Source organism: Citrobacter sp. MGH106 (genome assembly GCF_001037495.1).
Taxonomy (GTDB): domain Bacteria; phylum Pseudomonadota; class Gammaproteobacteria; order Enterobacterales; family Enterobacteriaceae; genus Citrobacter; species Citrobacter murliniae.
Map to the genome: position 1 here is coordinate 2,646,493 of NZ_KQ089822.1, position 22,425 is coordinate 2,668,917.

The window sequence follows — 22,425 nt, forward strand, 5'->3', positions numbered from 1 at the left end:
CACTTTGCGTGCTTATCCTGGAGACAGGTTGTAAGACTTCGTGTAGGGTTGGCCTCGAATGTAACCATTATTCGCCTTAGGGATAAGACGAAAAGTCTGAGAATACGTAACTGTCTATGAGCTCTGTATCTCCACCGCGTGAATACTTTCTTGACTCCATCCGCGCCTGGCTGATGTTGTTGGGTATCCCCTTTCATATCTCATTGATCTACTCCACACATACCTGGCATGTGAACAGTGCAGAGCCATCGTGGTGGCTGACCCTTTTTAACGACTTCATCCATGCGTTTCGCATGCAGGTTTTCTTCGTTATTTCGGGTTATTTTTCATACATGCTTTTTTTGCGTTACCCATTAAAACGCTGGTGGAAAGTACGTGTTGAACGTGTGGGGATCCCTATGTTAACCGCGATTCCGTTGCTTACGCTGCCGCAATTTATCATGCTGCAATTTGTGAAGGGAAAAGCAGACAGCTGGCATACTCTCAGCGGGTACGATAAATACAACGCGCTTGCGTGGGAGCTTATTTCACATCTGTGGTTTTTACTGGTCCTTGTCGTTTTAACGACCGTAAGCATGTGGGTATTCAGCCAAATGAAAAAACGGCTGACAAGCGCAGATGACTCGAGCTCAACACCTGCTTCAATGACTAAGCTAACACTAGTTTTTTTGTTGCTTGGCGTGGGATATGCCGTTATCAGACGGACAATTTTTATCCTCTATCCTTCTATTCTCAGTGACGGCATGTTTAATTTCATCATCATGCAAACGCTGTTTTATGTGCCTTTCTTTATGCTTGGCGCCCTGGCGTTTATCAATCCCAGGTTAAAAGCGCTGTTTACTACGCCATCGCGTGGCTGCACGTTAGCCGCAGGATCCGCGTTCGTCGCCTATCTGCTTAATCAGCGTTACGGAAACGGCGATGCCTGGATGTACGAAACCGAATATGTGATAACCATGGTCATGGGCCTGTGGATGGTTAACGTTGTCTTTTCACTCGGCTACCGCTTGTTGAATTTCCAGTCAGCCCGCGTCACCTATTTCGTAAACGCGTCGTTGTTTATCTACCTGATACACCATCCGTTAACGCTGTTTTTCGGCGCCTATATCACGCCGCATATCTCATCGAATATTCTGGGCTTTTTGTGTGGGCTACTATTTGTGGTCGGAATTGCGCTGATACTGTACGAAATCCATTTACGTATTCCGGTTCTGAAATTTCTCTTCTCGGGTAAACCGCCTGTTAAGCAGGATAAAAGCAAAGCCGTTGCCGGTTAGCTGACATTGCATGGTTCAAAGTAACCACTCAATAGGTAGCAGTGACGCAAGTCTCACCAGAACCCGCTTCCAGAATCCTGTGGCGGGTTCTTTTTTTAGCACCACTTCCGTGTCGTGCTGGCGATCGACCCAGTTAATCCGGCCCCAGCGATCAAGGCGCAATTGCCAGGCGACATCACGCTGGCTTTGCATAAAACGCTTATGAATCAGTGCGGCCAGCACTTCGCTCTCAATGACAAACCCCATTTCGGTATTGAGTAACGTTGAACGTGGATCAAAATTTAGCGAGCCGATAAAGACTTTTCGACCATCAATACTGAAGGTTTTCGCATGCAGGCTTGAGCCTGAGTTACCAGTTAACCCGCGATCGTGTAACACAGTGGCCCGATCGCGGGTTGGTTTAAGTTCGTACAACTCCACACCATAGCGCAACAGTTTCTTTCGCCAGCGCGCATAACCAGCATGGACGACAGCAACATCATTCGCCGCCAGTGAATTCGTTAAAATAGCAATCCTGACCCCTTTCCTGACCAGACGCAGAAGCTGCGCCACGCCAGCCCGGGTCGGCACAAAATAGGCGGAAATAATATCAATGCGCTCAGTAGGCGATCCCATGACATCAAATAAACGCTGGGGCAACAACGAATGACGCGGCGCCTTCCCTTCACCTTTAACCGGGTCATCACTGAGCAGGCGCGTTTTTGCCCAAATCAGCGGCAAGGCCCCCTGGTCCAGACTGGTCATAAACTGGCTGGTTTCCAGCTTATGCAGGTAGCGACGAGTAATATCATCATTGTACCAGGATTCAGGCAATTCAATACGCTGGGTCGGCTCAGGTTCAGACAGCTCCAGTACTTTCTGTAACGTTGAAACAGAACGGCACTGCCAGTAACGCTCAAAATCATCCGCGACCTCTTTAACTACGGGGCCGATGGCCATCACGTCGAGATCGGAAAACAGCGGTTGTTCGCCTGCGCCAAAATAAGCATCACCAATATTGCGCCCCCCGACGAGAGTCACGACGCCGTCAGCGGTATAGCTTTTATTGTGCATGCGGCGATTAAGTCGGGCAAAGTCGGTTAAATAGCCCAGAGCGCGCAGTATCCGAAACGAAAAGGGATTAAACAGGCGAACTTCAATATTAGGATGGTTATCAAGCAGGCGCAGCGTATCATCCAGACCCGGTGTGTTGTTGTCATCCAGCAGCAAACGAACGCGCACACCTCTTTTCGCCGCAGCTAACAGAACCGAAAACAGCAATAGCCCGGACATGTCGTTTTCCCAGATGTAATACTGTACATCCAGTGAGCGTTCCGCCATTTCAGTTAACCGATAGCGAGCCGCGAAAGCATCCAGGCTATCATCCAGCGTAAGAATACCGCATCGTTCAGGATGGCTTGCACAAAGAGGGGTAATGGCACGCTCGAGTCGCGTCATATCAGGCCGTGTGATCATCGCCTTGTTGGGTGAGTAATCTGTTATAAAGCCGGGTGTTTTCATCGTCAAAGCAAACAAAGTAAATTTGCTCAGGTAACGCCCGACGAGTGATAAATTTCAGTACCGTATTCACCGCTATCTCCGCCGCTGCTGCGCGCGGATAACCATACGCGCCCGTGCTGATTGCCGGAAAAGCAATGGACTGATACCCATTGGCCAATGCCAGTTGCAGGGTATTTAAATAGGCCTCTTCAAGGCGTTCGGCTTCGTGATGACCGCCCCCTTGCCAGACAGGTCCCACAGTATGGATCACCGCCTTTGCGGGCAGAGATCCGGCCAGGGTAATCACTGCATGTCCGGTTGGACATTCTCCCTGTTGCTGTATTACTTGTTTGCAGGCTTCCAACAATGCAGGCCCGGCTGCGCGATGAATTGCCCCATCCACGCCTCCACCACCCAGCAGAGAAGAGTTGGCGGCATTGACGATCACATCAACAGCTATAGTCGTAATGTCGCCATGTAACACATGAACACGCGATTGCATAAGATTCCCCTGACAAAACACTCTCTACTAAGTGTACAGCAGGGTTTTCCATGAAATCTTACTTTTTAACGAAACGGCTGCATATCTACGCCAGAACGGTTCATTTATATTCAATGCTAAGAATAGCCAGGCTTTTCTGCGTATTGAGGTAATGCATTTTCACCGAGGCTAGTTGCTTAAAACTCTGAGGAGCCATCGTCACCTGCTGTCCGCTAAAGCGACTATTGTACATTTCGCCGTCACGTATGCATGACAATTCAATCTGCTGTTGATGGGTGTTTACCTCACAAGGCGGTTCAACTATTTCACCACGGAAGTGAATAACCCCGCCAGATGTGATTTGCTGGGCGATTGCGGAGACCGTATAAAGAGAAAAAACACACAAGCTGGTACCTAAAATACTTTTTGCTAATGTATGCATATGGGTTCCTCAATGATTAACCATCCTTGAGGTATCGGTGTGGTCCTTCACCGCTGCGGTTAACGGACAAATAAAAACGTATTAACGTTTCTATATTCATAGAACAGCAGCGCATTACCAGCCACACCCATTATGCAAATACATCAAAAATCATGAGTGACTGGTTGAGTCAGGCCACTGTTGCGAGAGATGCAGAGATTGTCCGTCCGAAACGGTAACAACGATTTTAACCGAATCCTCAGTTGATATATTTAAACTAAGTTTTGTTAAATCGATCGGTTGATTAGCGGGTATAGAAAGGGTTGTTTTCTGCTGAGTTTGACTTTGTCCACTTTTCCCTTCCCGTAAAGCGAGAACTTGTACCTGACACACACACGGCTGCGATAGCGTTACCTGAGGAACGATGGTGTACATTTCGCCTTGCTGGGTTGTATTGAACGTAATTTGATTTGAGAGCGCGGCAATAAGTAATAGCGTATGCATAATATTCTCCCGAAAAAAAACAGGGCTTTCGCCCTGTTTATTCTCAGTCAGAAGACTGAATTAATGTTGGTTTGCGGTGGCGTTGTTGCCGTAACCAACCTGGCGAACCAGAACATTGGAGTCAGACGCTGTCTGATTAACCACTGCACCGTTGCGGCCACCGTATTGGGTCACGCTGATATCAGCATGCTTAGCATTCCACTGATTGATGTCAGCGCTGTTACTGAAGCCTGTTTGTTTCAGACTAATGGTACTGTCATCAGCACCTTGTCCAACGGTTGCCCCGTTACCACGACCATGCTGGGTGATGGTCACATCGGACTTACGTGCATCACTTTGCAGCGCATTCGCAATGTTGCCAGAACCATACTGGTAAATACTCATTGATGAGTCCGGACCATTGTTATTACCACCGTTATGATGACCACTACCGCCCCATTGCGGAACAACACCAGCCAGAGCACTACCAGAAACAACGATTGCTGCGAATGCTGCCACTTTTAAAAATTTCATGGTAAACCCCCATCGGATTGATTTAAACGTCGTTAATGGATTAGCGTTGAGTCACGCGAATGGCCATTTGCGACTGTCTCTGCACCACAACTGCTGTTTTTTGTGTACCGTACTGGGTAATATTTGCTTTATTACCAGAACCTTTCTGGATAATAACAGCCGTATTACCGTAAGAACCTTGTTTTATACTCGCATCATTAGAACTACCCGCCTGATCAATATAAGAAAGATTATATGATCCTGTCTGGTCTATTTTAGCCCGGTTACCTGAACCGTCTTGAGAAATGACCGACAATAACTTTGAGCCCCCCTGTCGAGTATTTGCACTGTTCGCAGTGCCAACTTGACCAATAATGGCTGCCTGATTAAATGAAGACTTGCTTAATTCATTTACCGCAAAGTTATATTCTGAATTAGCCAGATCATAACTTGTTGCGGATGCAATCCCAGGCACACCCAGCATTGTAAACATCATAAATAACAACTTGTTTTTCATGTTGTCACCCTGGACCTGGTCGTACATGAAGTTAAATTATTTACCACTCAATTTTGTTGTTAACATGACTTTGTTTTGTTAACGCCACGTTACGATGAAGAGTATGTCCGTTGAAACATTTTAAATAACTCACCCGCGAGTGGTATTTTTATATTTAGATTCACACCAAAGTACTAATTAAGAGCCAACAACGCTGTTATATGTATCGATTTTATTTTTGGACAATCGCTGGTTATGCATTTCTATGCAATGGTAGAAAAAAGCTGCATTCAACGATTTCAGGGCCTCGCAGCGCGGCCTCGCGATAGCTGCTGGTACAAGTCGTGACAAACATCATTTTTTTCTATCTAAAATTGTTCAACGTAAAGCGAGGCAAAATAATCGAAATTCATTAGAATGATAAAACTTACTAAGTATAAATTAAAACCATATAAATCAATCAATTAATATAATTTGTATGATTTTTTAAATCTGTGCAATAACAGTGAAATGTACAACTTTACTATCAAATCTAAACTCAATAAAAACCACAAAATCACATTTTAATATATAATTTTACATTCTGTAACAAGTTTAACACTTGCTTTAAGATTTGTAATAGCTAGATTGAAATCAGTTGAAGTCCATTTGTTTTAATATTTTCACCCCTGTGGGTCGATATTTTATTTCTACACAGCAGTGCAACATCTGTCAGTACTTCTGGTGCCTCTATTTTAGTAGAGACAGCTGTCGGGTGTGCGACTAAAAAGTGGAGTTTCATCATGTTTAATGAAGTCCATAGTATTCATGGTCATACATTATTGTTGATCACTAAACCCTCTCTGCAGGCAACTGCATTATTACAGCATTTAAAACAATCGTTGGCGTTATCTGGAAAACTACATAATATTCAACGTTCTCTGGATGATATATCCGCTAGCTGCATTGTTTTACTGGATATGATGGAGGCAGATAAAAAACTGATCCATTACTGGCAAGATAATTTAAGCCGTAAAAACAACAATATAAAGACGTTATTGTTGAATACACCCGATGATTATCCTTACCGGGATATCGAAAACTGGCCGCATATCAATGGTGTGTTTTACGCAGCAGAAGATGAACAGCGTGTCGTTAGCGGGTTGCAAGGTGTCTTGCGAGGCGAATGCTACTTTTCGCAGAAATTGGCCAGTTACTTAATCACTCATTCTGGAAACTACCGTTATAACAGCACGGAGTCGGCACTACTCACTCATCGTGAAAAAGAGATCCTTAATAAACTGCGTATCGGCGCCTCAAATATTGAGATCGCACGCTCACTGTTTATCAGTGAGAATACGGTAAAAACGCATCTTTATAATCTTTTCAAAAAGATAGCTGTCAAAAATCGTACGCAGGCGGTCTCATGGGCCAATGATAACCTCAGGCGATAAAGCCATGAAACGCTATTTGACCTGGATTGTGGCAGCAAATTTATTCCTGGCTGCCGGGAATCTACACGCGGCTGTAGAAGTGGAGGTACCCGGACTGTTAACTGACCACACTGTCTCCTCAATTGGGCATGATTTTTATCGTGCATTTAGTGACAAGTGGGAAAGCGAGTACACAGGAAATTTAACCATCAATGAAAGGCCCAGTGCACGTTGGGGAAGTTGGATCACAATAACGGTTAATCAGGACGTTATCTTCCAGACTTTTTTATTCCCAACGAAAAGAGACTTCGAAAAAACAGTGGTCTTCGCATTGGCACAAACTGAGGAAGCATTAAGTCGCCGGCAAATAGATCAGACCCTATTAAGCACGAGCGATTTAGCGCGCGATGAATTCTAAAACATGATTTTGTCCGGAGGCTTTCATGCGTGTCAAACATGCAGTCGTTTTGCTCATGCTGATTTCACCATTAAGTTGGGCCGGAAACATGACTTTCCAGTTCCGCAACCCGAACTTTGGTGGCAACCCTAACAACGGTGCTTTTTTATTGAATAGCGCCCAGGCACAAAACTCTTATAAAGATCCGAGTGGTGATGATTTTGGGTTTGAAACCCCTTCAGCACTGGATAACTTTACCCAGGCTATCCAGTCACAAATACTCGGCGGCTTGCTGACCAATATTAATACTGGTCAGCCGGGGAGGATGGTAACCAATGATTTTATCATCGATATCGCCAACCGGGATGGACAACTGCAATTGAATGTCACGGACAGAAAAACGGGGAAAACTTCGACTATCGAAGTGTCGGGTTTGCAAACACAGTCAACCGATTTCTAAGACTTAGCCACGAAAGGAAAAAATCATGCAGCGCTTACTTATTTTGGTTGCCATGTTTTTACTCAGCGGTTGCTTAACATCCCCACCCCAGGAAGCCGCTAAACCAACATTAATGCCTCGGGCCCAAAGCTATAAAGATTTAACGCATCTGCCAATGCCGACAGGTAAGATATTTGTCTCAGTTTACAATATTCAGGATGAGACGGGTCAGTTTAAACCTTACCCGGCAAGTAACTTCTCAACCGCCGTCCCGCAAAGCGCCACGGCAATGTTGGTTACTGCACTGAAAGATTCGCGCTGGTTTATTCCGCTGGAACGCCAGGGATTGCAGAACTTACTGAATGAACGGAAAATCATACGTGCGGCACAAGAGAATGGCACTGTTGCCATTAATAACCGCATTCCACTCCAGTCGCTGACCGCTGCGAATATTATGGTAGAAGGGTCAATTATCGGTTATGAAAGTAACGTTAAATCGGGTGGTGTAGGTGCGCGCTATTTCGGTATTGGTGCAGATACTCAGTATCAACTCGATCAGATAGCGGTAAACCTGCGTGTAGTTAACGTCAGTACTGGTGAGATCCTTTCTTCGGTCAATACCAGCAAAACTATTCTGTCTTATGAAGTTCAGGCTGGGGTATTCCGCTTTATTGACTACCAGCGTCTTCTGGAAGGAGAAATTGGTTATACCTCTAACGAGCCGGTTATGCTTTGTCTGATGTCAGCCATTGAAACTGGTGTAATCTTCCTGATTAATGACGGGATTGATCGCGGGTTGTGGGATTTGCAGGATAAGAAACAAGTTGATAACGATATCCTGGTTAAATACCGCCATATGTCCGTGCCGCCGGAATCCTGATTATCGATATAACACAGGAAGCGTGAGGGAAACCTCACGCTTCTATTATTTACTGGTCAGCGATTGTGATATCCGATTTTCACGACGTGACGCCAGCCACAGACCACTGTTTTTCATTGCATAACCGAATACAAGTCCTAACGCCAGAGAAGGCAAAACCAGTTGCCAGTTCCCCTGCCCTGCAAATGTTGCACATGCGCCGATAAAAGTACCTGGCACAAATGAAAGCAACCATTGTTTTGCCTGAATGCACATCAAAAACGCGACAATGCCGGTAATGACATAGCCGATGATGTCCATATGCGGAGCAAGCGCACTACCCTTAATAATCACCAACGCCCACACCACACCACTTAGTAGCGTGCACGCTGAAATCCCCAGCCCTTTCAGCCCGCCCTGCGGACAGGCGAAATAGGCCGTGCAACCGAGGAAGCCAGCCCAACTGAGTAAACCAAGAGAAACGGCCACCCATCCCCAGATCCCAGAGAGAATGCCCGTCGTGATTGCAATAGAGATAAGTATATTCATGCCGCGCATCTTAGCAGAAAAACGGCATATTAATGAGATCGTGCACACAATTTATGCAAGATGATAAATCAAGTTGCATTACATAGTGATACAAATCACATTTATTCTTCTGTATCTTCCTGCAACTCATCCCACATTGCGCCAATTGCATCGCGCGTCAGAGGTGCCATGGTACGCCAGAATGGCGAGCTCGCGTGTGCTTCAACCTTACCAAGGAAAGTGCCGCACCATGGAAGCAGATACTCAACAAACAGTGTTTCCAGCGCTTCACTTTCATCTTCAGAAGACTGGTCTTCCAGCCAGGAAGCAGCCAGCAACAGTGTGCCAATATGATCGGCTGGCGTATCGGCCAGCGGCATACCACGCGCAGATAGGAATGTGCGCACCTCAGATTCAGTTGCACCTTCTACCCAGGCGCTGCGATAAGGTGGTACCGCACACTCTTCACCAACAAACAACGCGTTATAATCTGCGGCCACTTGTGACATGTCGCAGCTTTTCTGTAGACGAGCCAGCAGCTCGTCTTGCTCCAGCGGCCAGTTTGCTGACAGTTTACCTTCACCGATCATGGTATACAGGGGAACCAGTAAAGGGTCCTGCGGTTGGCGGTAAAACAGCGAGCCCAGGACACGACACAGGATAGAAAACTCGTTCATCGATATATTCCAGTTAGTAACATTAAAGATCAGCAAATTCCGCGATTGGCTCCATGCCTCGCGATTCCAGAAACGCCAGTAAGCGTTTTGGCGATACGTTCAAGATTCGGTCTTCGGGGAAGTTTACGTCATCCAGAATCTTGCGACACTCGCCGAACTCCCCAAGGGTGAAAGCGGTGTGAGAATCCGAACCTAATGCAACCCAACCCCCGGCATCACGCACAGCCGCAGCAACCAAGCGACAATTGGCTTCACTGCCTTTACGCGAATGCAGAAATGAGGAGTTATTGATTTCCAGCGCAACATGGTACTTCGCTGCTGCCTGCGCAACTGCGGTAAAATCAATCGGGTATTTCGGGTTTCCGGGATGGCTGATCATGTGAACATGTCCGCTCGCCATCGCGGCAATCATGGCCTGAGTATTGGTGTCTTTATCATGCGGGGCAAAAACCGGCTCATGAAAACCAGCAATAATCAGATCCAGGGAGTCGAACATCGGACCGGAGCAGTCGATCTCCCCCTCAATATTCTTAATGTTCGCTTCAATACCGCGGAGAATTCCCACCCCGTCCACCATACGCGGCCAGATACGCATATTAATAAAGTGCCAGTGGTGTGGAGCATCTGCCATATCCGGCCCATGATCGGTGATTGCAAACAACTTAACGCCTTTGCGTTTGGCTTCGGCGATGTAGTCACTCAAGGTGCTGTAGGCGTGGGTACTGGCGACGGTATGCATATGCAGGTCAACGGGATACATAACTCTCTCCTGTAGTCATTTTTGGTCAAGGATAGCAGGAATCGACGCCATTAATACCCTAAATAATTCGAGTTGCAGGCAGGCGGCAAGGGTGTGACAAATTCGTCAGGAACGAATTTGGCCAGCCGGAGACTGGCCTACGGTAAGGGACAGAGATGTCCCTCTTAATCCCAATAAACATACTGTGGTCAGTAATTCGGGCGAGCAACCGTAGCTAACGCACATCCAGCCTGGAGTATGACGGGTATTTAAATCGAAACCCGGCCAGCGCCGGGTTGTTATCAGTATCCCCGAACGCGATCGACCTGACCTGTTACGGCTTCACCGTTCTCCAGATTCAAAATCGTGCGGGAAATATAATCCACCGCTTCTGCCGGACGTGTTACCGCAGCAATATGCGGCGTCATCGCCACACGTGGATGTTTCCACAATGGGCTATTCTCCGGTAGTGGTTCGCGGCTATAGACATCAAGCATAGCGCCCTTGAGTTTTCCGCTATTCAGCGACGCCAGAAGATCGTCTTCATTAAGATGAACTCCGCGCGCCAGGTTCAGTACATACGCGCCATCCTGCAATTGATCCAGCAGCCCGGCGTTAATAATTCCCACCGTTTCAGCCGTATTAGGCAGTAGGTTAATCAGTACCCGCGTTTGACTTAAAAACGCGCCTAACTCTTCAGTGCCGGCGAAGCTTTCCACGCCAGGCCAGGATTTACGGGTACGACTCCAGCAACGCAGTGGGAACCCCCATGATTGCAGACTCTCAGCGACTTTCGCCCCTAGCACCCCTGCTCCCATAATCCCGATCGAAAACTCCTCACGGGTATATTCCTGCAACGGCTGCCATTTTGCCTGAGTTTTGAGAGCCTGATAATCATCAAAGCGGCGAAACCAGTGCAACACCTGGCTAACGGCGTATTCCTGCATTTGCAGCCCCATGCCGGTATCTTCCAGACGGAACAACGGGATCGACTCGTCCAGCATTTCCGGATGGGCTTTCAACTTGCTTAGAATGGAATCCACCCCCGCACCCAACGCAAATACGGCTTTTAACTTTCTTCCGGCCAACATTTCAACTGGTGGATGCCAGACAAGCGCATAGTCTGCATGCGCATTATCACCCGATTTCCACTCACGGACATTAGCGCCAGGGATTGCCTTAGCCAGCGCGTTCAGCCACCAGGCTGTATCAAATGTCGGGTGATAGAAAATTATTTCCATATTGCCTCCTGAATATTGTTGTGCGGAACTTTCTCGCACTTATTATCATCATTTCTTAAGGAAACATCAGAATAACAAATTTTAGTGTGCTGGCAAAAAAAGCAATTCCCGCTCACTTAAGCTTCATGTTGATTGAAGTTTGTGTAAATGAACGTTTTTTTCAAAAAGAAGATTGACGTCGGGGAGGCATTTCCCCTACATTAGCGCCCGTTCCGGTAACGCAGGAACAACAATATGGTGAGGTGTCCGAGTGGCTGAAGGAGCACGCCTGGAAAGTGTGTATACGGCAACGTATCCGGGGTTCGAATCCCCGCCTCACCGCCATATTTGAAGAAGAGCTCGTACGCAAGTACGGGCTTTTTTTTCGCCTGTGATCCGCCCTGAATAGCGTGGTATCGCTGCACCTTTGCAGCGATACCAACACACTCATCACCGGTTATCGAGTTGCACAAGCGCCAGCCCCAGTTGACTCAGAGCAGCGTAGAACCCAAAAGCGTCATATTTACAACAATTGGCTGAAAACTCCGGCAGCCATCGTAGTAACACTGATACGGTTTTTCTGCGTAATGCATTGATGCGCAGATGGTTAAGGTTCTCCTCCCCCAACGAAAAATGCAAATGACTCTGTAACTCGAGAAAAATAGCCAGATGATCGCCGGGTTCGTTAAAAGTCTCACTCGTCTGCATTCCCGCTTCAAACAACAGGTGTTTGATCTCGCTGTCACCCGACTCGCACTGCTCATAAACTGAGGCATATGGCAAAGCGGCCTGAGTATCCGACATAAGAAACAGGCCACAAAAGTCTGCGGCAAGTTCCAGTTGCCCCTCTTCACGTAGCTTAAGCGCGGCGATTTTTTCTTCCAGAATCGTCACCGGTTGATTCAACGACGGTTCGCGTTTTAACAGCGAATACCAGTCCTGCATGTCCGAGGCGTGAAGTTGCAGCAAACTTTCACTATCCAGTTCACGGGAGAACAGTCGCGCCAGCCACGCGTAAACGCAGGCAATTTGTTCCTCCGTCAGATGTTTTTGGCTATCCATTTATTTTACCTGCTGCGCTGGGACATACTCACATTGCGCCACCATTTCCAGTGGGCCATTGAATGCAGTCACGCGATCCACTTGACCATTGTATTTCTCGATCTCCACCAGCGTGGTATGCGCACTGGTTGCCTGAGCCAACTGAGAAGTACCGATATCCAGCGTTAAGACGTTAGGGTTACCGTATTTACACAGCGCATTGATCTCTCCACCTTTATCGGGATCGTACCAGGCGCCTTCATGGATACGGACCACGCCAGGCTTATAAAAATCAGAAACAACCGCACCGGCTAATACTTGTCCACGACCATTGAAGACCCTGACAATATCACCGTTTTGGATACCACGAGCTTGTGCATCCTGTGGGCTGATAAAAACAGGTTCTTTACCGCTAACAGCATAGTGCTGCCGCAACGTTTCCGATTCGCAGAGCTGCGAATGCAGGCGAAAATCCGGATGTACTGACTGTAAATGTAATGGCCAGCGCTGTGAGCCCGGCCCGCCATGTGAACGCTCGATTTTTTCGAACCACATCGGATAGCCCTGACAGTCGTCATAGTGCATTTCGGCAATCGTTTTAGAGTAAATTTCAATCAAACCACTCGGCGTTCCCAGCGGTTCAAGATCGGGATCTTCGCGAAATGCCTGGTGACGTACAAACATTTGCGGATGCTCGAACTCGATATACTCCTGTTGATTCCAGAACACATCAAATGCTGGTAAGTGGACACCGCGTCCTTTCCCCTGCTGGCTGCCTTCCTGCCAGATGCGCTTCAACCAGCCCATTTCATCCAGACCTTCGGTGAAAGCTTCCTCACGGTTAAAACGACGGCAGAGATCGCGGAAAATATCAAAATCATTACGCGCTTCAAATTGCGGTGCTACCAGTTGTTTCATAGCAATAATTCCGCGATTGGAATGGTTGCCATACTGGTCAAGATCGTTACGTTCAAACTGGGTTGTCGCAGGCAAGACGATATCAGCAAAACGACATGTAGAAGTCCACTGGTTATCAATCGCAATGACTGTTTCCAGCTTGCGCCAGCCTTCCATGATCCGGTTGATCTGCTGATGGCGGTGGAACGGGTTGGTTCCCGCAAATACGCACATTTTTAGCGGCGGTAGTTTTACTGTTTTGCCGTTCCAGTTAATAGTTTTCCCTGGCTCCAGAATTGCGTCGATGAAACGCGCGATAGGGATAGTGCTGCTATATCCTTTGTAATCGGTGCTGTCATGCACTGGAGGCACCGTCGTCGAGCCGGAAAAACCGCTTAAAATAATACCTTTGCGACTGGGCGTTCCCGCACCATTATAGTGCCAGCCAAACCCAAAGCCTCCCCCTGGCAAACCAATTTGCCCCAGCATTGAAGCCAGTACCACCACCATCCACGCCCATTGCTCGCCATGCTGCATACGCTGTACGCACCACCCTGCAATAATCTGCGTTCTTCCTGAGGCCATTTGTCGTGCCAGAGCACGGATTGTTTCGGCATCAATACCACACAATTTCTCTGCCCACCGGGCATCTTTTGGCTGACCATCGCTCTCCCCCAGCAAATAAGGGAGAAATTGTTCAAAACCGACGCAATAGTTACTAATGAAATTTTTATCGTACAGATTTTCGGTATATAGCGTATGCGCCAACGCCAGCTGTAGCGGAACATCAGCCTGTGGATTGACGGCAATATGCTTAACCTTGTCGCGACCCAGGTAGTCATGCGTTGACGTCACTACCGGATCCACACTAATTACCGAGATCTCATCCCGTGCGACTTTCTCTTTCAGTTGCTCGTAATAACCATAAACATCATGATCCGGACACCACCAGTTGGCCTGCTGGTTTTTGATCAGATCGGCCCCCCACAACACGATGGTTTTGCTATTTTGCAGAACCAGCGGCCATGAAGTTTGCTGCTCGTAGACTTCCATGGATCCGACCACGCGCGGCAAAATCACCTGCGCCGCCCCGGTGGAGTAGTCTCCGCCGGTGCTGACGCTATTGCCATGCAGCGCAATGGCTCGGGCCAACATACCGGAGGCGTTATGGAACATACCCGTCGATTGCCAGCCGCTCGCCGTCAGCAGTGCACTGGGGCCGTAGGTTTTCTGGATACGCTCCAGTTCCTGATAAAAAAAGTCCAGCGCTTCATCCCATGAGACACGAACAAAACGGTTATCTCCACGTTGCGTAGTATCGCTTTGGTGGCGTTTACGCATCCAGTCCACGCGTACCATTGGATAACGAATGCGCGATGCACCATGAACATGGTCCGGCAGACCTGCAATCATTTTCGATGGATATCTGTCACGTTCAAAAGGTTTAACCGCAATAAATCGTCCATCTACGACCGTGGCGCGGATTGCCCCCCAGTGGGAGCCAGTAAGGATCCCCTCTTTTACCACAGCGCCTTGTTCACCCATGGCGGCCGCAGTTGCACTACGGGGAGTCAGTAACGAAGGCCCTAACATACCTGCAACGGTCATTCCCCCCAGTTGCAGAAGAAAGCGCCGACGTGATACCTGCAATGTGTCTTTACTTTTCATTGTTCTCTCCCTTATCACTATGGGGCTTATCCGTGGTGTCTGACGCGTTCAACTGGAGGTATTTCAACAAGGTACGTTCTTCTCGTTTATCCAGACTGGTAAAGCCAATCATGCCATTGAGCGTGCCAATCCAGCCGTTCGCATCAAAGTGCGATTTTTCCGGCGCGCCGTGGCACTGGTTACAGGTACCGTTATATAGCGAGTCGGCATAAGCCCAGATCGGCTTGATGTCATTCACCATGTCGCTCTTTTGCATCCACGCAGTGGCCTGCAACTTACTCCACTCAGTGTTAGTCGCCGCGACGGTGGTTTTTTCCAGCGTTTTCACATGTTGCTGAACATCGCCACGGATGGATGCCACAAAAATTCGCTTACCTGGAAGTTGAGTCAGAACGCGTTGACGTCCCTGGCTTTCCGTCCAGCCGGTAATTTGTACCTGCAGCCATTCACCGTCACGTTTCAACACCGTCACTTCTGAAGCTGGCAGTAACGAGCCCGCTGGTTCTTTATCACCTTTAGACGCATAAATAGGTTTGATATCAAGAGAGTACAGAGTATCGCCGTCGCTGTTAGCATTGGCGCGTAATTCATCAAATTGCTTGCGGAAACCGCTGCTCATATCAGGTAACTGGTGGGCAATACCTTTATGACAGTCAATACAAGATTGGTTGTCTTTGGCGGCAATTTTCATCTGACGTGCAGCTTCAGGATGTTGCTTAGCATGATCCATCGCATCATAGTTATGGCAGGAGCGGCAGGTTGAGGAGTTATTTTCCTTCATCCTTGCCCACTCCCTTTCCGCCAGCTCAGCACGCTTGGCTTCGAATTTTTCAGGTGTGTCAATCGAGTGAGCGATAAACGTCTGGTAAATATCGTTGCTGGCTTCAAGTTTACGTTTCACCATCCCGGGAATATCCGATGGAATATGACAGTCGTGACATTCAGCGCGAACCCCGGAGGCATTCTGGAAATGCGCCGACTGCTTATATTCCTGATAGACCGGCTGCATACTGTGGCAACTGACACAAAACTCTGTCGAACTGGTTAACTTGATTCCAACGTGTGGGAGTACAATCAGTGCGATACCGATCAGTATCCCAACAATCACCAGCGCCAGTATTGACCAGCGCGCACTTGGCCTGAGTAACGCTCTCCATAGTCTCCGCATAATAGCCCCTGTAAATATATGGTTTAGTTACGGGAGATCTTATTCAGCAAATGTGAACAGCGACACTGGTCAGGATGAACGACTTACTGCAAAATATGAACGAATATGAACAGAGAGACAGAACACAGGATGTCACATCACATTGTCATTGTTGAAGATGAGCCAGTGACCCAGGCACGACTGCAGGCTTATTTTGAGCAGGAAGGTTATCAAGTCTCGGCTGTTGCTAGCGGCGCTGGTCTGCGCGACATTATGGACCAACAGTCTGTTGATCTTGTCCTGCTGGATATTAATCTTCCGGATGAAAATGGTTTGATGCTGACCCGATCGCTACGAGAGCGCTCAACGGTTGGGATCATTCTCGTAACGGGACGATGCGATCAAATTGACCGAATTGTCGGACTGGAGATGGGTGCCGATGATTATGTGACCAAACCGCTGGAATTGCGCGAACTCGTCGTGCGGGTGAAAAACCTGCTCTGGCGCATCGATCTTGCCCGCCAGGCACAACCTGCTGCGAAAGATAATTGCTACCAATTTGCGGGATACTGTCTGAATGTTTCTCGCCACACGCTGGAAAAAGAAGAGGAAACGATTAAGCTCACCCGCGCTGAGTACGAAATGCTGGTGGCATTTGTGACTAATCCGGGTGAAATCCTCAGCCGCGAAAGGCTACTCCGCATGCTTACGGCACGCAGAGTGGAAGACCCTGATCTGCGTACCGTCGATGTGTTGATCCGTCGTTTGCGCCATAAACTGAGTCCCGACCTGTTCGTTACCCAGCATGGCGAAGGCTATTTTTTAGCCTCCGACGTATGCTGATACAAATATACTGGCCGGAATCCCCCCGGAGATAGCGAGCTACGGCTATGTTTGCTGTCCGCATTTTCTGGGGTCAGTACTAAAATCGGCGGGCTGACGTTATCGGGAACGTTACGTCCCTGCAATACATTGATCGCTTGTTCGACCGCCAGTTGACCTTGCCAAACCATTTGGTCACTGGCAGCCATCAGTACCCGTCCACGCTTGAGACCGCGATAAACCTGATGTGACAGGTAAAATGAGACCACCGTGAGAGGGGTCGCCAGATTGCGTCTTTCCCCCATTGCCGCTTCCGCTGCAATGGCCGTCCCGGCAACCACATCAATATCCGGATGGCGTTCCAGCATCTCCTGCAACAGATTGCGCTGTACTTCTATATCATTGTCCCCAAGGGCGACATCCACAATTTGCACCTGGCTTCCGGCGATCGCATCGCGGAACCCGGCAACCATTTCCCTACTGCCTCCGGCATCATCAGGTCCAGGCATTAAGAGCAATTTCAGTGGTTTTCCCCCACTCCACTTCACCAGGTAACGACCCGGTTGATAGCCCATTTGAAACCAGGGGACCCCGACTCGCGTTCGGGTTGTCGCGTCATGGATGGCGTTCACCACCTCAATAACCGGCAACGTGCCGACCTGTTTTTTGAGATCAGGAAACGATGTGGTGCTGCTGCCAAGTAAAATGGCATCTGCGCCCCACTCTTTACACTGGGCAATTTGCGTTTTCTGCGTCGAAAGCTGCCGATACCCTCCAGCTTCCTGCACTTTCAGGCTGACGCCGTAACGCCGTGCCGCTTGTTGCATGCCGTAGTTAACCGAGAGCCAATAGGAATCTTTGAGACTAGGGTAGAGCGCACAAAGTTTCCAGACCTGATGCGCTGTGACCGTTTCCTGCTGCTGAGGGGAAAAGTGTTGCTCGTCGTGCCAACGGATCAGAGACTCTCCTGCTCCGGCCGCCAGACCTTGTACAGAAAAGAAAGTCATCACCCAAAAAACGCATGCTCGCATGATAGCCTCATTATCAATAAGGCTTTATCCTAGTTGCTTTCCGCTTTTGGACTCAACCTTTTTAATCTGTGGCGACACTCCGTGAATTTATCTCTGACCAGAAGACTGTGGATGGGCTTCGCGCTGATGGCGGCACTGACCCTCATGAGTACACTTGTAGGTTGGTACAGTCTGCGTTTTGTCAGCCAGGTTGAGCAAGCCAATACACAAGAACTAATCCCGACAATGAACATGGCGCGTCAATTGAGCGAAGCCAGTGCCTGGGAGCTTTTTTCCGCGCAGAACCTGACCATCGCCGACAGTGAAAATATGTGGCTGGCACAGGGCCGAATGTTAACAGCACAAAGTCTCAAAATTACCGCATTGCTTAAAACGCTACGTCAGCAAGGTTTTGACACCACGGCGATAGAGCTGCAGGAGCAGGAAATCGCACAGTCGTTAAGTCAGCAGGGAGAGCTGGTTGGACAACGGCTGAGACTCCGCGATCAGCAGCAACAACTCAGTCAACGTATTGTCACCGCCGCAGGCGATATCGCTGAAATGGCTCACGGTCAGGCGAATAATGCGGCGACTTCCGCAGGTGCGACACAAGCGGGAATATATGATTTGATTGAAAATAATCAGCGTCGGGAGGCTGAACAGGCACTGGATCGTCTCATTGATACCGATCTGGAATACGTTAATCAGATGAACGAGGTGCGTCTGAGCGCACTACGCGTGCAACAAATGATTATGAATCTGAGTGCCGATCAGGCGCAATATAACGCCGCAGCGATGGATAACCGATTGAATGCCGCAGTCAGAATTCTGCATCGTCGACAAATACGCATTGAAGATCCAGTGGTGCGCGAACAGGTTGCGGAGTCAGTGAATACGGTAGGACGTTATGTCGAGCTGCTGGCGCTATACCAGCAGGATAATGACATCAGCACCCGGCTACAGATCCTGTCGCAGAATAACATTTATCAGTTTACCCGTTTCAGCAGTGAAGTCAGCCAGTTAGTCAACACTATCGAAGAACGTAACCGTGCAGGGTTAACTTCACTGAAACAAGCCAGCGAGCGCGGACAAACCTGGCTGCTGTTGCTCGGCGCTGTTTCGCTGATATCGCTGATCCTAATCCTCTGGCGCGTGGTTTACCGTTCAGTGACGCGCCCTCTGGCCCAACAAACACAGGCATTGCAGCAACTGCTTGAAGGTAACATTGACTCCCCCTTTCCAGAAACCGCAGGCGTTCGGGAACTGGATACTATTGGACGTTTAATGGATGCGTTTCGTGCCAGCGTCCACGCCCTCAATAATCATCGGCAGCAGTTGGCTACGCAGGTAAAATCGCGTACCGCCGAGCTTCACGCGCTGGTCATTGAACACCGTCAGGCGCGGGCTGAAGCTGAAAAAGCAAATCAGGCAAAATCAGCATTTCTTGCGGCAATGAGCCATGAAATACGCACCCCACTTTACGGGATCCTCGGCACTGCGCAGTTGCTTTCAGAAAACCAGGCACTGGCTCAACATCAGGAAAACCTGCGTGCAATCACCGATTCCGGCGAATCACTACTGACTATTCTCAACGATATTCTGGATTACTCAGCAATTGAGGCCGGTGGAAAGAATGTCTCTGTTAGTGATGAGCCCTTTGAGCCCAGACCTTTGCTGGAAAGTACACTCCAGTTGATGAACAGTCGCATCAACGGGCGGCCTGTTACACTTGTTGCGGACTTTTCCAGCGCTCTCCCCCTCGCATTACAGGGCGATCCTCGCCGTATTCGTCAGATAATCACTAATTTATTAAGCAATGCACTGCGATTTACCGATCGTGGTCTTATTACGCTACGCAGCTTCACTGAAGGTGAACAGTGGTGTATCGAGGTTGAGGATACGGGCAGTGGTATCGAAGCCTCTCGCCTGGCTGACATTTTTAAGCCCTTTGTTCAGGTAAGCGGCAAACGTGGCGGGACAGGACTGGGGTTAACGATCAGTAGCAGCCTTGCACAGGCTATGGGTGGTGAACTGACCGTGACCAGCACACCTGGTGTTGGGAGTTGCTTTCAGTTGCGACTTCCTTTACGTCCCGCTTCGCGCCCTACCCCTAAATGTCCCCATCGCCCGGTCAATTTACAGGGGATACGTTTACTGTTGATTGAGGACAATCCCCTCACCCAGCGTATTACCGTGGAGATGTTAACCACCAGCGGAGCCCTGGTGATGGTAGCAAGTTGTGCCGCCGACGCACTACATGTCCTGCAAGGTAATGAGCACTATGATGCCGTGCTGGTTGATTTTGATCTCCCGGATACCGACGGTATTACGCTCGCCCAACAACTGACACAGATTTATCCAACCCTGCCTCTGATTGGGTTCAGCGCTCACGTGATTGATGAGACCCTAAGCCGTCGTACCAGTACGTTGTTTCACGGTATTATTCAAAAACCGGTGCCGCGAGACGCCCTGGGTCAACTCATCACACACTATATTTCAGGTTCAGAATCCCCTTACGTCGCTGAACCACTTAGCGAGTGTCTTCTGGATACGCATCAATTATCAGAAGATGCTCGCATCATGGGACATAGCAAAATTGGTGAATGGCTGCGTTTATTTACCCAACATACACTGCCTTTACTCGACGAAATTGATACCGCTCGCTCGCAAAAAGACGTTGAGAAGATCAGACGTCTTGCACACCAGTTAAAAAGTAGCTGCGCCAGCATGGGGATGGTTACCGCCCGCCGCGCATGCGAGGCTGTTGAACAACATCCGGAAGATAACTGCGCCCTCAGAGAAGAGATATTAAAAGGCCTGCGTGCAGTTGCATCCTGGGTGGAGAACGAAATGAAATAATCAAAATGGGCCAGGGGAAACGGCTTCCATCTGTACACAACCGTTAACAGAATATCTTTCAGCCGGGCCAACAAATCTATTCTGTCCTTAGTCAACCACATGCTAACGTAATCTCCCCTCCAGGATTATGGATAATAAAATGAGCGTTATTGGTGTTGTCGTTTTAACTTATATAAAACCGTTAAATGAAGTCGATAATTTACTTCCCGCGCATGTGGAATGGCTGAAAAAAGGGTACGCAAAGGGTTTATTCCTCGCCTCAGGACGCAAAACCCCGCGCTCAGGAGGCGTAATACTGGCAAAATGCGATGATGAAGAAGCGTTAAAAAGTTATCTCAGCCAGGATCCCTTTCAACAATCAGGGGTTGTAAAAGTCGAGCTGATCCCTTTTGAAGCAACAATGATGGCTGCTGAGCTAAAAGATATTCTGTAAGCGTAATAAAAACAAAGCCCGGTTTCCCGGGCCTTGAAGACGAAGAACATATCAGTTGTAAGCATTAAGCGTCCGCTGACAGAGCGCCGAACGAACGCAATCATCTTTATTGAAACGAACGATCCCAATCATCTCATCTTCTTCGAAGCGGGCCAGCGCATCGCTTAACCCGGACCGAACATGCGCCGGTAAGTCACACTGGGTAACATCCCCGTTCACAATTACCGTCACATTCTCTCCAAGGCGAGTTAAAAACATTTTCATTTGCGCAGCAGTCACATTCTGAGCCTCGTCGAGAATAACAACTGCATTTTCAAAGGTACGTCCGCGCATATAAGCGAACGGCGCGATTTCCACCTTACCAATCTCAGGTCGCAGGCAATATTGCATGAAGGAGGCTCCCAGTCGTTTTACCAGCACGTCGTACACGGGTCGAAAATAGGGAGCAAACTTCTCGGAAACATCTCCAGGTAAGAAGCCGAGATCTTCATCAGCTTGCAGAACTGGACGGGTTACAATGATCCGGTCCACATCTTTGTGGATCAGGGCCTCTGCTGCTTTTGCCGCGCTGATCCAGGTTTTACCACACCCGGCTTCACCCGTGGCGAAGATCAGCTGTTTACTCTCGATAGCATTCAGGTACTGCGCCTGAGCTTCATTTCGCGCCATGATAGGTGTGGCGTCGCGACTGTCACGCGCCATACCGATCGCTTCTACGCCGCCCATCTGCACAAGCGAGGTGACCGATTCATCTTCACGTTGCTTATGGCTACGCGAATCCCGTCTCAGCACACGTTTTGCTTCACGACGAGCTTTGATCACTGCTTTTTGTCTTCCCATGGATAGCACCTTGAGTTGTAGGTATACATCACACGCACCGCTTGCGGCACGATTATGCGCACGAACATCTGAGGTTTGGCTTCCTTGTAAGCCATTGCTTGCCTTCGAATAAGACACCACGCACGGCTACGCGCACCGTACAGGGCGTCGGTAACAAGGATAAGATATGGAAGGGAGAGGAATTTAGCGGTGACGAGATGGCTGGCGGAAGAGAAACGTCCGCATAACATGGTATTGCTGCTGTGAAAAGCGAGTCCATTACAGGACATTACCATTCGCGATCTCCA

The 22,425-nt window shown here is 48.7% G+C and carries 23 protein-coding genes and 1 tRNA gene; 9 read left to right on the forward strand and 15 right to left on the reverse strand.

All coding sequences use genetic code 11. The features are described 5' to 3' along the window. Nucleotides 1-116 precede the first annotated feature (116 nt). Nucleotides 117-1,277, forward strand: a complete 1,161-nt coding sequence (mdoC, locus tag SK36_RS12515; protein ID WP_048221670.1) for a glucans biosynthesis protein MdoC — start codon at nt 117-119, stop codon at nt 1,275-1,277. A 15-nt stretch (nt 1,278-1,292) separates the two neighbouring features. Here the strand turns inward: mdoC and SK36_RS12520 are convergent, their stop codons facing one another. The 6 genes from SK36_RS12520 to csgB all read right to left on the reverse strand — a co-directional run bounded on the left by SK36_RS12520 (nt 1,293) and on the right by csgB (nt 5,171). Then, nucleotides 1,293-2,783, reverse strand: a complete 1,491-nt coding sequence (locus SK36_RS12520) for a phospholipase D family protein (RefSeq protein ID WP_136345534.1) — start codon at nt 2,781-2,783, stop codon at nt 1,293-1,295. After that, the gene (gene ymdB, locus SK36_RS12525; RefSeq protein WP_045441582.1) at nt 2,716-3,258 is read right to left on the reverse strand and encodes an O-acetyl-ADP-ribose deacetylase; all 543 of its coding nucleotides are present in this window, start codon (nt 3,256-3,258) and stop codon (nt 2,716-2,718) included. Before ymdB ends, SK36_RS12520 begins: the two co-directional genes overlap by 68 nt. Nucleotides 3,259-3,358: 100 nt before the next feature. Continuing rightward, nucleotides 3,359-3,679, reverse strand: coding sequence for a fimbrial protein (locus tag SK36_RS12530; protein ID WP_045441579.1), 321 nt, complete (start codon nt 3,677-3,679; stop codon nt 3,359-3,361). A 150-nt stretch (nt 3,680-3,829) separates the two neighbouring features. Then, nucleotides 3,830-4,162 carry a curli assembly chaperone CsgC gene (gene csgC / locus SK36_RS23735; protein WP_075261783.1) on the reverse strand — a complete coding sequence of 111 codons (333 nt, stop codon included), beginning with the start codon at nt 4,160-4,162 and terminating at the stop codon, nt 3,830-3,832. A 60-nt stretch (nt 4,163-4,222) separates the two neighbouring features. After that, a complete protein-coding gene (gene csgA, locus SK36_RS12535; RefSeq protein WP_045441577.1) occupies nt 4,223-4,675 on the reverse strand; it encodes a curli major subunit CsgA in 453 nt (150 codons plus the stop codon). A 40-nt stretch (nt 4,676-4,715) separates the two neighbouring features. Continuing rightward, nucleotides 4,716-5,171 carry a curli minor subunit CsgB gene (csgB, locus tag SK36_RS12540; RefSeq protein WP_045441574.1) on the reverse strand — a complete coding sequence of 152 codons (456 nt, stop codon included), beginning with the start codon at nt 5,169-5,171 and terminating at the stop codon, nt 4,716-4,718. 761 nt (nt 5,172-5,932) lie between these two features. Between csgB and csgD the strand changes: the two genes are divergently transcribed. Genes csgD through csgG form a run of 4 tightly spaced genes read left to right on the forward strand, consistent with a single transcriptional unit; the run spans nt 5,933 to nt 8,278 of the window. Further along, entirely contained in the window at nt 5,933-6,583 is a 651-nt protein-coding gene (gene csgD / locus SK36_RS12545; protein ID WP_045441572.1) for a biofilm master transcriptional regulator CsgD, read from the forward strand. A 4-nt stretch (nt 6,584-6,587) separates the two neighbouring features. Then, entirely contained in the window at nt 6,588-6,980 is a 393-nt protein-coding gene (gene csgE, locus SK36_RS12550) for a curli production assembly/transport protein CsgE (RefSeq protein WP_045441570.1), read from the forward strand. 25 nt (nt 6,981-7,005) lie between these two features. Then, a complete protein-coding gene (gene csgF / locus SK36_RS12555; protein ID WP_048221671.1) occupies nt 7,006-7,419 on the forward strand; it encodes a curli production assembly/transport protein CsgF in 414 nt (137 codons plus the stop codon). 25 nt (nt 7,420-7,444) lie between these two features. Then, nucleotides 7,445-8,278 carry a curli production assembly/transport protein CsgG gene (gene csgG / locus SK36_RS12560; protein WP_045441566.1) on the forward strand — a complete coding sequence of 278 codons (834 nt, stop codon included), beginning with the start codon at nt 7,445-7,447 and terminating at the stop codon, nt 8,276-8,278. Between the two features lie 45 nt (nt 8,279-8,323). Here the strand turns inward: csgG and SK36_RS12565 are convergent, their stop codons facing one another. From SK36_RS12565 to ghrA, 4 genes are all read right to left on the reverse strand, one after another. Beyond that, entirely contained in the window at nt 8,324-8,806 is a 483-nt protein-coding gene (locus SK36_RS12565) for a DUF1097 domain-containing protein (RefSeq protein WP_048221672.1), read from the reverse strand. Between the two features lie 101 nt (nt 8,807-8,907). Continuing rightward, nucleotides 8,908-9,462 (reverse strand): TorD/DmsD family molecular chaperone, encoded by a 555-nt coding sequence (locus SK36_RS12570; RefSeq protein ID WP_048221673.1) that lies wholly within the window; start codon nt 9,460-9,462, stop codon nt 8,908-8,910. Nucleotides 9,463-9,484: 22 nt separating this feature from the next. Next, entirely contained in the window at nt 9,485-10,222 is a 738-nt protein-coding gene (locus SK36_RS12575) for a phosphatase (protein WP_045441550.1), read from the reverse strand. Nucleotides 10,223-10,503: 281 nt separating this feature from the next. After that, nucleotides 10,504-11,442: a glyoxylate/hydroxypyruvate reductase GhrA gene (ghrA, locus tag SK36_RS12580; RefSeq protein ID WP_048221674.1), complete on the reverse strand. Its 939-nt coding sequence runs from the start codon at nt 11,440-11,442 to the stop codon at nt 10,504-10,506. A 236-nt stretch (nt 11,443-11,678) separates the two neighbouring features. On the opposite strand from ghrA, the gene SK36_RS12585 reads away from it, so the two are divergent. Beyond that, a tRNA-Ser gene (locus SK36_RS12585) sits at nt 11,679-11,766 on the forward strand. A gap of 105 nt (nt 11,767-11,871) precedes the next feature. On the opposite strand, the gene torD is transcribed toward SK36_RS12585, so the two are convergent. The 3 genes from torD to torC are packed head-to-tail and all read right to left on the reverse strand — an operon-like array spanning nt 11,872 to nt 16,195. Then, nucleotides 11,872-12,483 carry a molecular chaperone TorD gene (gene torD / locus SK36_RS12590; protein ID WP_048221675.1) on the reverse strand — a complete coding sequence of 204 codons (612 nt, stop codon included), beginning with the start codon at nt 12,481-12,483 and terminating at the stop codon, nt 11,872-11,874. Continuing rightward, entirely contained in the window at nt 12,484-15,027 is a 2,544-nt protein-coding gene (torA, locus tag SK36_RS12595) for a trimethylamine-N-oxide reductase TorA (protein WP_048221676.1), read from the reverse strand. It abuts the gene before it with no gap. Beyond that, a complete protein-coding gene (torC, locus tag SK36_RS12600) occupies nt 15,017-16,195 on the reverse strand; it encodes a pentaheme c-type cytochrome TorC (protein WP_045441538.1) in 1,179 nt (392 codons plus the stop codon). Before torC ends, torA begins: the two co-directional genes overlap by 11 nt. A 129-nt stretch (nt 16,196-16,324) precedes the next feature. Here torC and torR point away from each other — a divergent pair, with 129 nt between their 5' ends. After that, a complete protein-coding gene (gene torR, locus SK36_RS12605; protein WP_045441535.1) occupies nt 16,325-17,017 on the forward strand; it encodes a two-component system response regulator TorR in 693 nt (230 codons plus the stop codon). Here the strand turns inward: torR and torT are convergent. Beyond that, nucleotides 16,990-18,003 carry a TMAO reductase system periplasmic protein TorT gene (torT, locus tag SK36_RS12610; protein ID WP_370637139.1) on the reverse strand — a complete coding sequence of 338 codons (1,014 nt, stop codon included), beginning with the start codon at nt 18,001-18,003 and terminating at the stop codon, nt 16,990-16,992. The genes torR and torT overlap by 28 nt on opposite strands. Nucleotides 18,004-18,108: 105 nt before the next feature. Between torT and torS the strand changes: the two genes are divergently transcribed. Both torS and SK36_RS12620 read left to right on the forward strand, forming a co-directional pair. Further along, nucleotides 18,109-20,865, forward strand: a complete 2,757-nt coding sequence (torS, locus tag SK36_RS12615) for a TMAO reductase system sensor histidine kinase/response regulator TorS (protein ID WP_075261784.1) — start codon at nt 18,109-18,111, stop codon at nt 20,863-20,865. Nucleotides 20,866-21,004: 139 nt separating this feature from the next. After that, nucleotides 21,005-21,298: a YciI family protein gene (locus tag SK36_RS12620; RefSeq protein WP_048222726.1), complete on the forward strand. Its 294-nt coding sequence runs from the start codon at nt 21,005-21,007 to the stop codon at nt 21,296-21,298. A gap of 51 nt (nt 21,299-21,349) precedes the next feature. On the opposite strand, the gene phoH is transcribed toward SK36_RS12620, so the two are convergent. After that, the gene (gene phoH / locus SK36_RS12625; protein WP_045441531.1) at nt 21,350-22,138 is read right to left on the reverse strand and encodes a phosphate starvation-inducible protein PhoH; all 789 of its coding nucleotides are present in this window, start codon (nt 22,136-22,138) and stop codon (nt 21,350-21,352) included. Nucleotides 22,139-22,425 lie beyond the last annotated feature (287 nt).

Coding starts and splice junctions, on each gene's coding strand:
- mdoC (WP_048221670.1), top strand. CDS start 117: ATGAGCTCTGTATCTCCACCGCGTGAATACTTTCTTGACTCCATCCGC.
- ymdB (WP_045441582.1), bottom strand. CDS start 3,258: ATGCAATCGCGTGTTCATGTGTTACATGGCGACATTACGACTATAGCT.
- SK36_RS12530 (WP_045441579.1), bottom strand. CDS start 3,679: ATGCATACATTAGCAAAAAGTATTTTAGGTACCAGCTTGTGTGTTTTT.
- csgC (WP_075261783.1), bottom strand. CDS start 4,162: ATGCATACGCTATTACTTATTGCCGCGCTCTCAAATCAAATTACGTTC.
- csgA (WP_045441577.1), bottom strand. CDS start 4,675: ATGAAATTTTTAAAAGTGGCAGCATTCGCAGCAATCGTTGTTTCTGGT.
- csgB (WP_045441574.1), bottom strand. CDS start 5,171: ATGAAAAACAAGTTGTTATTTATGATGTTTACAATGCTGGGTGTGCCT.
- csgD (WP_045441572.1), top strand. CDS start 5,933: ATGTTTAATGAAGTCCATAGTATTCATGGTCATACATTATTGTTGATC.
- csgE (WP_045441570.1), top strand. CDS start 6,588: ATGAAACGCTATTTGACCTGGATTGTGGCAGCAAATTTATTCCTGGCT.
- csgF (WP_048221671.1), top strand. CDS start 7,006: ATGCGTGTCAAACATGCAGTCGTTTTGCTCATGCTGATTTCACCATTA.
- csgG (WP_045441566.1), top strand. CDS start 7,445: ATGCAGCGCTTACTTATTTTGGTTGCCATGTTTTTACTCAGCGGTTGC.
- SK36_RS12565 (WP_048221672.1), bottom strand. CDS start 8,806: ATGAATATACTTATCTCTATTGCAATCACGACGGGCATTCTCTCTGGG.
- SK36_RS12570 (WP_048221673.1), bottom strand. CDS start 9,462: ATGAACGAGTTTTCTATCCTGTGTCGTGTCCTGGGCTCGCTGTTTTAC.
- SK36_RS12575 (WP_045441550.1), bottom strand. CDS start 10,222: ATGTATCCCGTTGACCTGCATATGCATACCGTCGCCAGTACCCACGCC.
- ghrA (WP_048221674.1), bottom strand. CDS start 11,442: ATGGAAATAATTTTCTATCACCCGACATTTGATACAGCCTGGTGGCTG.
- torD (WP_048221675.1), bottom strand. CDS start 12,483: ATGGATAGCCAAAAACATCTGACGGAGGAACAAATTGCCTGCGTTTAC.
- torA (WP_048221676.1), bottom strand. CDS start 15,027: ATGAAAAGTAAAGACACATTGCAGGTATCACGTCGGCGCTTTCTTCTG.
- torC (WP_045441538.1), bottom strand. CDS start 16,195: ATGCGGAGACTATGGAGAGCGTTACTCAGGCCAAGTGCGCGCTGGTCA.
- torR (WP_045441535.1), top strand. CDS start 16,325: ATGTCACATCACATTGTCATTGTTGAAGATGAGCCAGTGACCCAGGCA.
- torT (WP_370637139.1), bottom strand. CDS start 18,003: ATGACTTTCTTTTCTGTACAAGGTCTGGCGGCCGGAGCAGGAGAGTCT.
- SK36_RS12620 (WP_048222726.1), top strand. CDS start 21,005: ATGAGCGTTATTGGTGTTGTCGTTTTAACTTATATAAAACCGTTAAAT.
- phoH (WP_045441531.1), bottom strand. CDS start 22,138: ATGGGAAGACAAAAAGCAGTGATCAAAGCTCGTCGTGAAGCAAAACGT.